Origin of the sequence: Turicibacter sp. GALT-G1 (genome assembly GCF_025594995.1) — a bacterium.
GTDB classification, from domain to species: domain Bacteria; phylum Bacillota_I; class Bacilli_A; order MOL361; family Turicibacteraceae; genus Turicibacter; species Turicibacter bilis.
Genome location: NZ_JAMQUS010000029.1, coordinates 1 through 12,042, shown reverse-complemented (window position 1 = coordinate 12,042; position 12,042 = coordinate 1). Strand labels below are relative to the sequence as shown.

General features: G+C 26.2%; 8 protein-coding genes and 1 pseudogene. 5 read left to right on the top strand and 4 right to left on the bottom strand.

Features of this window, described 5'->3' with window-relative positions; translation table 11 throughout:
* Nucleotides 1-47: 47 nt before the first annotated feature.
* Nucleotides 48-881: pseudogene (locus tag NEH74_RS05870) on the bottom strand (Rpn family recombination-promoting nuclease/putative transposase).
* Nucleotides 882-2,031: 1,150 nt separating this feature from the next.
* Between NEH74_RS05870 and NEH74_RS05865 the strand changes: the two are divergent.
* From NEH74_RS05865 to abc-f, 5 genes are all read left to right on the top strand, one after another.
* Complete coding sequence (locus NEH74_RS05865; protein ID WP_155062449.1) at nucleotides 2,032-2,271, top strand: hypothetical protein; 240 nt, start codon at nucleotides 2,032-2,034, stop codon at nucleotides 2,269-2,271.
* A gap of 275 nt (nucleotides 2,272-2,546) precedes the next feature.
* Nucleotides 2,547-3,524 (top strand): ThiF family adenylyltransferase, encoded by a 978-nt coding sequence (locus NEH74_RS05860; RefSeq protein WP_155062450.1) that lies wholly within the window; start codon nucleotides 2,547-2,549, stop codon nucleotides 3,522-3,524.
* Nucleotides 3,517-4,845: an ABC transporter substrate-binding protein gene (locus tag NEH74_RS05855; protein WP_262941176.1), complete on the top strand. Its 1,329-nt coding sequence runs from the start codon at nucleotides 3,517-3,519 to the stop codon at nucleotides 4,843-4,845. Before NEH74_RS05860 ends, NEH74_RS05855 begins: the two co-directional genes overlap by 8 nt.
* Nucleotides 4,846-4,889: 44 nt before the next feature.
* A complete protein-coding gene (locus tag NEH74_RS05850) occupies nucleotides 4,890-6,095 on the top strand; it encodes an MFS transporter (protein WP_155062452.1) in 1,206 nt (401 codons plus the stop codon).
* Nucleotides 6,088-7,722, top strand: a complete 1,635-nt coding sequence (gene abc-f / locus NEH74_RS05845) for a ribosomal protection-like ABC-F family protein (protein WP_155062453.1) — start codon at nucleotides 6,088-6,090, stop codon at nucleotides 7,720-7,722. The genes NEH74_RS05850 and abc-f overlap by 8 nt, the downstream gene beginning before the upstream one ends.
* A gap of 4 nt (nucleotides 7,723-7,726) precedes the next feature.
* Here abc-f and NEH74_RS05840 read toward each other — a convergent pair whose 3' ends face one another.
* The 3 genes from NEH74_RS05840 to NEH74_RS05830 all read right to left on the bottom strand — a co-directional run bounded on the left by NEH74_RS05840 (nucleotide 7,727) and on the right by NEH74_RS05830 (nucleotide 11,513).
* Nucleotides 7,727-9,016, bottom strand: coding sequence for a hypothetical protein (locus NEH74_RS05840; RefSeq protein WP_155062454.1), 1,290 nt, complete (start codon nucleotides 9,014-9,016; stop codon nucleotides 7,727-7,729).
* Between the two features lie 507 nt (nucleotides 9,017-9,523).
* Nucleotides 9,524-10,393, bottom strand: coding sequence for an Rpn family recombination-promoting nuclease/putative transposase (locus NEH74_RS05835; RefSeq protein ID WP_262941175.1), 870 nt, complete (start codon nucleotides 10,391-10,393; stop codon nucleotides 9,524-9,526).
* Between the two features lie 241 nt (nucleotides 10,394-10,634).
* Complete coding sequence (locus tag NEH74_RS05830; RefSeq protein WP_155062464.1) at nucleotides 10,635-11,513, bottom strand: Rpn family recombination-promoting nuclease/putative transposase; 879 nt, start codon at nucleotides 11,511-11,513, stop codon at nucleotides 10,635-10,637.
* Nucleotides 11,514-12,042 lie beyond the last annotated feature (529 nt).

The window sequence follows — 12,042 nt, the reverse complement described above, 5'->3', positions numbered from 1 at the left end:
GTGTACTTTAAATTTGTATAACAAAAAAGTAAGACTAATTTTTAGCCTTACTCCTGTCTTAATTTCTCTACTTCTTCAAGAGATAGTCCTGTTGATTTTGAAATCAATTTATTATCTAATCCATTTTGGATTAAATTTTTTGCAATTTCTATTTTTTCTAGTTTTGCTCCCTGTTCAATCCCTTTAACCATTCCTTTTTCTTCTGCATAGGCTAAAGTACTGACTTCATTTAATCTTGACTCTCTACGTTTTTCGTACTGTTCTCCTTCTTTACGATCTTCGCTTAATCGAACCAATTGGGCTTTTGCCTCTTTTATTTCAATCTCAACTTTTTCTAATTCTTGCACCAACTCACTATCAGGCTGATTAATAAAATATAACCATGCTTCTAACTTGCTTTTCACATCTTCTACACGTTGAACATCTTGCATTTTCTTTAACTCAATAAAATGTAACTCCATCACATTTGTTAATTCTTCATTTGTATGGCAGCCTTTTAGACGATAGACACTATGAAATTTAGAATGATTTAATAAATTAAAGTCCAATAAATTAATACAACTCGTTCGTGATAGTTTCTGATAATTCTCTCCACTCTCTAGTTGTCACTCATATAACTTGCTCCAATAATATAAACTACGCTTAATCATGTTGTATTCGTCTTTAAGTTGAATTTCAATATTAATATACTCTCCTTTATTCGTGATAGCTTTCATATCTAATCGACTATATTTATCTTCTAAATGATTTTTTTCAATCGTTGTATCTTTTAACTCCACTGATTGAATCGGATCAATCGGATTTAAAACTGCATTTAAGAATGAAATCAACACATTAGGGGGCTTTTCATTTCCAAAGATACGTTTAAAAACAAAATCCATTTTTGGTGGTAATAATGCGACTGGCATTATCTATCAACCTTTCTCTTTATCACTTTCTCTTATTATACTACGTTCTAAATCAGATAACATAAACTAATCTTAGATTCTGTAAAATTAGAATCATTTCATCAGATATTTACCAAAAGATAAAATGTAATGTGCCTCTAATTTAGTCGTTACCTCTTCTCCACATTTAACATCTTATATTTTCTTTAACTCAATAAACTAATCCATATAATTTTTGTTACTCCTTTTTTCGCCTTTAAATTACATTTTTTTGCAAATAGTATGTGTTATATTATTAACTATTAGGGGGAAAATTAAATCTTTCATACTAAACATTAATTTCTAAAATAACATAATTACGGCATTTACTAGAATAAAATATATATACTTAAAAAAAGCTATTTTAGTTTTAAATTCTTGATTTTTATGCTGCGATTCTAAATCATTATAGAGAATAATTGGATTGTCAATACTAAACTAAACAACTTTTTTAAGGGTATTTTTTGAATAATAAAGTTTAAACTGATTGATTTCATTATTTATTAAACACAACTCAAGCTAACAGATAATCTTTTTCTAAGTAATTAAGACTAGATCTTTATCCCACCATATTGATCTAACCTTCCAAATAAGTTTCCTTAATTCATTCAAGGAATTTTGATTTCTATACTTCTCTTTATAATCAGCATTATACTTAGATTGATATAGATTATTAAGAACTTACTAAGTTACTTGATATCATCTTCTTGATGATATTGATTAATAAACTGGCATAATTCATATCGGTTCATTTTATCCAAAATATAATTATCCTTTTTTTAAGATTTTATTATCTCCCTATAGAAGTAATACTTGCTGCTTTATATATTTGTTGTTCTAGTATCAGCCATTGAGCACATAGGAGAAGTTTGCCTAATCCATTTACAGTTAATAATTCTGATACACTCTATTCGAAATTAACTTATTGGAATGCACATCTAGTTTTATAAAGTTCAACAACTATAACTTTGAATTCAGTATTATATCTCTTCATATAGATACATCTATTTATTAAGTATATTACTTCGAATTAACTTGACTGTGCTCATAAAACTATACTAGCACCACTACATTTAAATTTTTTGATATTTTTTAGGAGGTAACAATGAATAAATATAAATTAGACAATTTCAATATAACTAGCAAACAAAAAGTTGAGTTAAATTGCTTAACCAATTTGTCATTATTACTCAATAATGACATAAACACTAAAGTACTTATGCAAGTATTAGATAATTCTAATAGTAGTCAAATGCCTCTGGTAATTTCAACTGCAAATAAGAATTGTGGATTGATAGAATCAAAACTTAAAGATAATGACCTACAATACTTTATATTTTTCTAATTAAAGAATATATGTTATTAGTATCATATAGAATGGCTATTTCCAAGACTTATGGAATTTAAAATCCAAAAATATCCTATTTTCAATGAAATTTATTTACATAAAATGTATTTTATGTTATTATTTTCAATAAAGGAAGGGGGTGTCTTTCATGACAATCGAACAAATCATTTTAGACTTTGAAATATCTGAATTAGTTCATCGTTGCTAATATATTAAAAAATGGGCTTCTTACTATAAGAAGTCCATTTTTTTAAGAAAAGGGAGAGATTATAATGACAATCTTTAGATTTAAAGATCATGTATCCATAATTAGGGAAGATGGGTATATATATATTATTGATAAAAATGTTTTGAAAATTTCTATTAATGATGGAATAGAGCAGGTTATAAATCAATACAAACAAGGGTGTAACCCAGAAATTGCTAAAGACTTTATTAGTATAGAAGATGCATTAATATTACATAATACTCTGCAAAATAATAATCTAATATTACCAGTCTGGGATAATAACTATGAAAATACTTTTTTAGAAAAACAGTTATATTATTTAGAACAGTTTTCTGATAATCCTAATGATGCTCAAACAAAATTAGATAAAGCAACAGTTGGAATTATAGGGCTTGGTGGAGTTGGTTCTATAGTTTTACAAAACTTAGTAGGAGCTGGAATTAAAAATTTTGTTCTAATAGATTTCGATAATGTATCTATGCATAATTTAAATAGACAATTTATTTTTAATACTAGCTCTATAGGATCTCATAAAATCACGGAATCTTCAAAATATGCTAAAAGCATAAATAAGGATTGTAACATCATATGCTTTAATGCAAAGATAAATGAATTAAGCGATTTTACACTTCTAAAAAATATAAAATTAGATATTATAGTTAACGCTGCAGATACCCCCTACAATATTGCCGAAATAACATATAATTACGCAAAAGAAAATAAAATTCCTTTTATTACAGCTGGTGTTGGAATTAGTAGTGGATTCTGGGGACCACTATTTAATTCTGAATCATATAATATGAATATAAATATGACACAAAAACATATTAATCGTGATCCCATAAAAGGCTCATTAGGTGCAACTAATAATATTATTTCTTCATTTATGACGTATGATATTATTAAATTTTTAATTGGTGAACCCCCTAAATCATTAGGAAAAAAAATAATAATTGAATTTGACAGTCTAAATATTAAAGAAAAAAACTACATTGACAATGAGGAAAAAGCAAATGAATAGATTACGACGTCAATTAGCTTTTAAAGATGAGATAATAATTGAAATAGATAGTATTCCTTCTGACTTAAACCCTTTGAATACATATGATTATACCAGCAGATTTATATGTAGTGCCTTATATGAACCATTGGAAAACAACATTAATTGCACTATCACAACTAAAGAGAATATTTTTTTCTCTATAGAATTACATTCTAGTTACATCGGAAATGCTCAGCAATTACTTAATTGCTTTTTATATCACCTCAATTTTAAAAATAAAAGTATTTATATAAGATCATTGCTAATAATTAAAGGAGTTGCAGACTACATTAAAGGCTTAAAAAGCATTAACGAAATTGGCATCAAGGTTTTAAATGATAGAAAACTTATTATTGAATTAGAAAAAGAATCATTTTTTTTCTCCCATATCATACAAAGTATCTATATTTTACCTGTAGAAGAAGATATGGCTGTTCAAAATGGTCCTTACAAATTAAATATGTTAACTAGCGAAGAAGTTAAATTAATTTATAATCCTAATTACTATAGTAGAAAGACTAAAAATTATATTAAAAATTTAACTTTTAAGCTGAATAATAACCCTAATGACAGTATTAATTTATATAAAAATTATAAAATAGATGTTAGCTGTCACACTCAATTTTTACATACTAATGCACATTATATGCAATATTCTGATTTTAAAGAAATAAATTCTCCTATGATGTTTACTCTATTTGTCAATAACACTAAACTTAGAAATTTAATAAATAAAAATATTTGTAGAAAGGATATAGCTAATAATTTAAAAAATATTATTATTCCCCTATATACTTTAACTGGAGATGCAACATTTGAAAGAGCTTTGAAAAAACACTCAAATGATTTACAATTAATAGAAGATACTCGTGATTTAAAAATAATTTATGCAGATTATTATCCTAATTCAATCATAATGGATAATATTATTTATTTACTTAAGCAGTATGGATATACTTGTTCAGTCAAAATAATCAAAGATTTCAGAGATTATATCAAAATTAATACGAAAGAATATGATATATCTTTACATCTTTTCTTTCCACTCTATCATCATTATTCTAGCTATGTTTCATCATTTTTAACTAATATAAATGATATGTCAGAAAAAATGAATATTTTAAATTTTCTAAATGCAAATGATATATCTAATTTAAACATTTATTTACAATATACGGATAATTACATACCCCTGTTCTTAGGAAAAAGTCTATATATTAAAGATTCTAATATTAATGGTTTTCAATTAAAAGATAATGGTTATCTATGTGTCAAAAATTTAGAATATGCTAATAGATAATTAAATTCTATTACTTTTCTTCATATATTTACAGGAGGTATCACATGAAAAATAATAAAAAATTACTTATTATCGGTTTCTTTGGAAATTTATTTTTCGAGAGAGGTATTTGGGTTATCTACTTATTAAGCATCGGATTTAATATGTTTGAAGTTAGTATTTTACAAGCGATTCTAAACATCACTATGTTTTTAACGGAAATTCCAACAGGATACATCTCTGATAAATTAGGAAGAAAAAAAGGGCTATTATTAGGGCATTCATTTATAGCACTATACCTAGTAATATTTTTAATATTTCATGATTTTTGGATATTATCACTTGCCTATATACTGTATGGAATCGGATTAACCTTTATTTCAGGAACAGATCAAGCGTATTTATATGACTCACTAAAATATGATAATAGCGAACAGTTATATGGGAAATCTATAGCTATATATAATTCAACAATAATTGTTGCACTATCTTTAGCGATGTTTATAGGTGGATATATTCAATTAATATCATGGAATTATATATTCTTATTAGGGCTATTCTGTCAACTAATTACAATCATCATTATAACGAGACTTAAAGAAATTCCTCTTATAGAAACTGAAGATAGTTCTAACTCTAATTCAGAATCATCTACTAGTTTTGCTTCTGAAATGAAAAAATTTATAGAATTAAATTCTGGATTTAAATTTTTAATATTATCAATATCTACTTTCTTTGCGACTACATCTATATTTTATATGTTTGGTCAAGAGATACTTCAAAATTCTGGAATACCTATTCATCATATATCATCTTTATTTGCTGGAATAGCTATTATTCAAGCAACGTTATCTATCTTTTCTTATAAACTAGAGGATAAATATTCTTCTAAAAAAGTTTTAATTTTTACCTTTGGTTTTATTGGATTACTTTATTTATTTATGCTTATTAATCATCCAATTATCATTATTTTCGCATTCATATTAATAAATTCTTTATACGATTTAGTAGATCCTATTTCAAGTAAAATTATTAATAATGAAATTCCCTCGAAAATGAGAGCAACAATATTATCTTTGATTAACCTTATTACCTCATTAATAATGTTTATTGGCTCTTTATTAATTGGCTATCTCTCTTCTTTTATAAATTCATTAGTATTATTTTCTATTATAGGATTATTAACAATAATATTATCAACTACTACACTTACTATTTTTTATAAAAGTAAGTCATCTACAGAAAAGGTGTTGGGTCTTAACTATGATTAATATACATAATATAACAAAGAATATTAATGGAGAAAGTCTTATAGTTAGTTCTTCTTTTTCTATTAATTATAATGAAAAAATAGCTTTAACCGGACCTAATGGATCAGGAAAATCAACTTTACTCAAAATCATAGCACAAATTGATTTTCCTGACAGTGGTGATATTTCTATAAACAGCGGATATACAGTAGGTATAATGAATCAGATTCCAGATATAAACCTTAATATGAGTACGTATGACATTTTAAAAAAAGCTTTTACTGAAATAGAATTAATAAGTAACAAATTAAGAGAGTTAGAATCTCAAATGAGTATACCTAATGCGAAAAATAATATAGATTTATTATTAAATACATATGGTAAATTATTAGAACGATTTGAATCTATTGGAGGATATCAAGTCGATTCAACTATACAGTTTGTCACAAATGGATTAGGAATCAATCATTTATTAGATATTTCATTTGATTCTCTAAGCGGAGGAGAAAGAACTAAAGTAGAATTAGCAAAGCAACTAATTACTAAACCTGATATCTTATTATTAGATGAACCCACTAATCACTTAGATATATATTCAATCGAGTGGTTAGAATTATTTATTAAAAATTATAAAGGAACTGTTTTATTTGTTTCTCATGACAAAACATTTTTAGAGAACGTAGCCCAGAAAGTTTTAGATATTGAAAATAAGAAAGTAACTCTCTGGCCATATAATTATAAAAATTTTTTAAAAGAAAAAGAAAAATTTTTGTTAGCTGAATTTGAGCGATTTAAAAATCAACAAAAAAAAATTAAAAAAATGAAAGCAGCTATTAAACAATTAAGAGAATGGGCAAATCAATCAATACCTCCTTCAGAAGCACTACATAGACGAGCATCAAGTATGGAGAAAGCACTAGATAGAATAGTACTAATCCCAAAACCTCAACTTGAAAAGAATTCAATTCGTAGTAGCTTTCAAGAATCCCAATATATCTCACAAGACATAGTATCTATTGAAAATGGATCGAAATATATAGGTAATAATGTATTAATTGATAATATTAATATATTAATTCGAAATGGAGAAAAAGTAGGGATAGTAGGAAGAAATGGTGTAGGCAAATCTACTCTAATAAAATGCATTTTGGGGAAAGAAATGTTAGATTTAGGAGTATTAAGAATAGGTGACAATTTAAAAATTGGTTATATTGCTCAATCTCTAGTTAATACACCTAAAAAAACAACTGTGTTAAATGCTTTTAGAGAAGAAATAAACGTAGATGAATCGCAGGCACGAAATATATTAGCGAAATATCTTTTTTATGGATCTGATGTATATAAACTAGTAAATAACCTATCTGGTGGAGAACGTATGCGATTAAGGTTAGCACAACTAATGCAACAACCACTTAATATACTTATATTAGATGAGCCTACTAATCATTTAGATATCGAAACACAAGAGTTACTTGAAAAATGTATTGAAAACTTTTCAGGTACTATACTGTGTGTGTCACATAATCGCTCATTACTTAATAAATTTGAAACTATATTATGGATAAAAAATAAACAAATCTATTCACTTATTGGTCCCTATAATTACGCTCGAGAAAAAATATTAGAAATAGAAAAAAGCAACAGTTAAATAGTCACATTAACTGTTGCTTTTTTAAGAACGAAGCCATTGGAAAAAATTCACTTTGACTCTTCATTTCTTCCACACTCATTTTTTTGATTAAATTTATATATATTTTTCTTAATATATCCTCATCTTCTTTGGAAATATATGGAAGGTTAATTATTTTTCTATAATAAAAGTAATTTTCTAATAAAATTTCTAAACAAAGATCTTCTAATAAAAGTTTTATAGATTCTACTTCATAGATACACTCATTTTTATACCTTACTTGTTCTTCAATTTTTAATCTCAATTGTGATTTATATAAAGTAGGGTTATCAATTTTCTCAAAACCAGAAGAAACATGAAACGGCATATATAGTCCTAAAGCTGTTCGAGATTCTAGATAATGATATTCAAGTTGTGGGGGATTTAAAAGTAATTTTGTCAATCCAATTCCTCTATATGCTGGATGAATAATAATACGAATATTTATTTTTAAATTTTCGTTAACTTCCTTAAAAAAGGGGAGTATATTATACTGGCTTGAATATGGTGAAATAAATACACTAACTCCAATACAAATACCATCTTTTTTAATTACAAAATACTCAGGATTATAATTATCATAATTAAAATCTTCAAAATAATGGTACTTTTTTAATTCCTCATAATCCCTATGTGTTCCTTTAGTAACACTAATTTCTTTAATACCAGCTACAGAGGCTTTTTCAACATGCTTATTTAATATATTTTTATGTGTGCCATTAAGATCTAAAATAATAAGTTGTTTAGGTGATAGAGCTTCTATTAAATCATCATGCGGAGTTGCTACAACCAATTTGATTCTCATTTTTCTGCATAATCTTTGTAAATTGTAAGCGACTACTTGTGCAGTTTGCCTATCAAGATTGGATAGAAACTCATCAATAACTATTATACTAGGTTTTTTCTCTATCGCTTTAGCTAATTTAAACCGAAACTTTTGGCCATCAGATAATTCTTGGTATGTTCTTAAATAAATATACGCCTCACTTAGCCCAACAACTCCTAAAATATTTAAAGCTTCTTCAAAAGAAGATCCAATTATATTAATTATTGGTGTATTTAACCTTCCCGGTTCCATTAAAGTAGTTACTTCATTATTAGAAATATACTGATTAATTATATAAGATTTACCTGATCCACTAAAACCAGTGATATATGTTATATCATCAGGAATAATCTCAATATCTCTGTCATAAAAATTATGAGGTAATCCATTCTTTATTCCGAATGACTTTTGAACTAGTAATTCTCTTTCATTATATATACTTTCCATTCTACTATTCCCCTATTCTAAATACTTATTACAATAATAAATTATATACTACGCTTCAATTATTGTAAATATTTCCATTTGTCACACCCTGTTTTCTTATAATAAAAAATGAAATTTAATCTCTCCTTTATTTACTTGCATTCATTATCTTTAATTGGCATTACCCACAACTCAAATATTGCTTTTACTATGTTATGAAACTACTATCATTATCGCTATCAACATTATTTATTTAGATTTTATTCGTACTATATTTTTCATATCAATAACAGTAAGAAAAACAGAAAAGATAGTAACTTTGTATGCTGTAATAATTATATCATCCTATAATCTGCTCTTCCTAATCTCAATTAAACGAACCTTTATTTGCATATTAATTATATCATTTATTAGAAATGAAAAACCGTCACCTTTACACACTTTTTTAAAAACCTTTATTTGCATACTTTTTCATGTATAATAATGAATTTAGAGGCATAAGAGTAATAAAAAAGTAAAAGAGCAATACTAAATATAGTGTTGCTCTTTTCTTATTTCTTTCACTTCTTCAAGAGATAGTCCTGTTTTTAATGAAATTGTTTCATCATCTAAAACATCTAATAATTTTTTTGCAATTTCTATTTTTTCTATTTTTGCTCCCTGTTCAATCCCTTTAACCATTCCTTTTTCTTCTGCATAGGCTAAAGCACTGATTTCATTTAATCTTGACTCTCTACGTTTTTCGTATCGTTCTCTTTCTTTACGATCTCCACTTAATCGAACCAATTCAGCCTTTGCCTCTTTTATTTCAATCTCAACTTTTTCTAATTCTTGCACCAACTCACTATCAGGCTGATTAATAAAATATAACCATGCTTCTAACTTGCTTTTTACATCTTCTACACGTTGAACATCTTTCATTTTCTTTAACTCAATAAAATGTAACTCCATCACATCCGTTAATTCTTCATTGGTACGACAATCCTTTAAACGATAAACACTATGAAAGTTAGAATGATTTAATAAATGAAAGTCCAGTAAATTAATACAAATCGTTCGTGATAGTTTCTGATAATTCTCTCCACTCTCTAGTTGTCCCTCATATAACTTGCTCCAATAATATAAACTACGCTTAATCATGTTGTATTCGTCTTTAAGTTGAATTTCAATATTAATATGCTCCCCTTTATTGGTGATTGCTTTCACATCTAATCGACTATATTTATCTTCTAAATGATTTTTTTCAATCGTTGTATCTTTTAACTCCACTGATTCAATCAGATCAATCGGATTTAAAACCGCATTTAAGAATGAAATCAACACATTAGGGTGCTTTTCATTTCCAAAGATACGTTTAAAAACAAAATCCATCTTTGGTGGTAATAACGCTACTGTCATAAGCTATCAAGCCTCTCTTCTTATTCATTTCTTTTATTATACTACGTTATGAATCATCTAACGTAAAATAGTCGTCAATTCAGTAAAATTAGAATTACTTCATCTAATGTTTACAAAAATATAAGCTTGATTGTACTTTAATTTTACACAATAAAAAAGTAAGACTAATTTCTAATCTTACTCATTTTTCAATTATTGTCCTATCAAATTATAAACCATAAGAAAAGAGCAAAACTACTCTCTAGTTTTGCTCTTTTCTTATTTCTTTCACTTCTTTAATAGATAATCCTGTTGACTTTGAAATTAGCTCATTATCTAATCCATTTTGAATTAATTTTTTTGCGATTTCTATTTTTTCGTTTTTTGCTCCTTGTTCAATTCCTTGTTTAATTCCTTGTTTAATTCCCTTTTCTTCTGCATATGACAAGGCACTAATTTCATTTAATCTTGATTCTCTACGTTTTTCGTATCTTTCTCTTTCTTTACGATCTCCACTTAATCGAATCAATTCAGCCTTTGCCTCTTTTATTTCAACCTCAACTTTTTCTAATTCTTGCACTAACTCACTATCTGGCTGATTAATAAAATATAACCATGCTTCTAACTTAGTCTTCACTTCTTCTACACGATTCACATCTTTCATTTTCTTCAACTCAATAAAGTGTAACTCCATCACATCTGTTAATTCTTCATTTGTTTCACAATCTTTCAAACGATAAACACTATGAAATTTATCATGATTTAATAAATTAAAGTCCAATAAATTAATACAGATCGTTCTTGATAGTTTCTGATAGTTTTCTCCATTTTCAAGTTGCCCTTCATATAACTTACTCCAATAATATAAGCTACGCTTAATCATGTTGTATTCATCTTTTAGCTGAATTTCAATATTAATATGTTCACCTTTATTAGTGATAGCTTTCACGTCTAATCGACTATATTTATCTTCTAAATGACTTTTCTCAATGGTCGTATCTTTCAACCTAACTGATTTAATCGGATCAACTGGATTTAAGACTGCATTTAAAAATGAAATCAACACATTCGGATGATTTTCATTCCCAAAAATACGTTTAAAAACAAAATCCATCTTGGGTGGTAATAACGCTACTGTCATAAGCTATCAAACCTCTCTTTTTATTCATTTCTTTTATTATACTACGTTATAAATCATCTAACGTAAAATAATCCTAGATTCAGTAAAATTAGAATCATTTCATCAGATAGTGTCTTTTTTTTCGCCTATTTTTAGTATTAGACGATTAACTCGTGATTTGATTATAACACACTTATATTATATGTAGCAATTTAACATTTTTTTAAAATATAATTTAATATACTTAATAATTATTTTTTTATGATTAAATGTATAAATTATCTATATATATTAATATTTTTTAGTTATATTTAAGCATCATTATTTAACGATTATATATAGCGATTTGATACATATTTAAAATATATCTTATAGTTATTTAATCATCATTTTTTATGGTTATATGTAGCGATTTGATACATATTTAAAATATATTTTATAGTTATTTAATCATCATTTTTTTATGGTTATATGTAGCGATTTGATACATGTTTCAAATTCATTTTATAGTTATTTAATCATCATTTTTTTGGTTATATATAATTTCAAC

Excerpts from the sequence above, each read along its gene's own strand:
- NEH74_RS05865 (WP_155062449.1), top strand. The coding sequence starts at position 2,032 with ATGAATAAATATAAATTAGACAATTTCAATATAACTAGCAAACAAAAA.
- NEH74_RS05860 (WP_155062450.1), top strand. The coding sequence starts at position 2,547 with ATGACAATCTTTAGATTTAAAGATCATGTATCCATAATTAGGGAAGAT.
- NEH74_RS05855 (WP_262941176.1), top strand. The coding sequence starts at position 3,517 with ATGAATAGATTACGACGTCAATTAGCTTTTAAAGATGAGATAATAATT.
- NEH74_RS05850 (WP_155062452.1), top strand. The coding sequence starts at position 4,890 with ATGAAAAATAATAAAAAATTACTTATTATCGGTTTCTTTGGAAATTTA.
- abc-f (WP_155062453.1), top strand. The coding sequence starts at position 6,088 with ATGATTAATATACATAATATAACAAAGAATATTAATGGAGAAAGTCTT.
- NEH74_RS05840 (WP_155062454.1), bottom strand. The coding sequence starts at position 9,016 with ATGGAAAGTATATATAATGAAAGAGAATTACTAGTTCAAAAGTCATTC.
- NEH74_RS05835 (WP_262941175.1), bottom strand. The coding sequence starts at position 10,393 with ATGACAGTAGCGTTATTACCACCAAAGATGGATTTTGTTTTTAAACGT.
- NEH74_RS05830 (WP_155062464.1), bottom strand. The coding sequence starts at position 11,513 with ATGACAGTAGCGTTATTACCACCCAAGATGGATTTTGTTTTTAAACGT.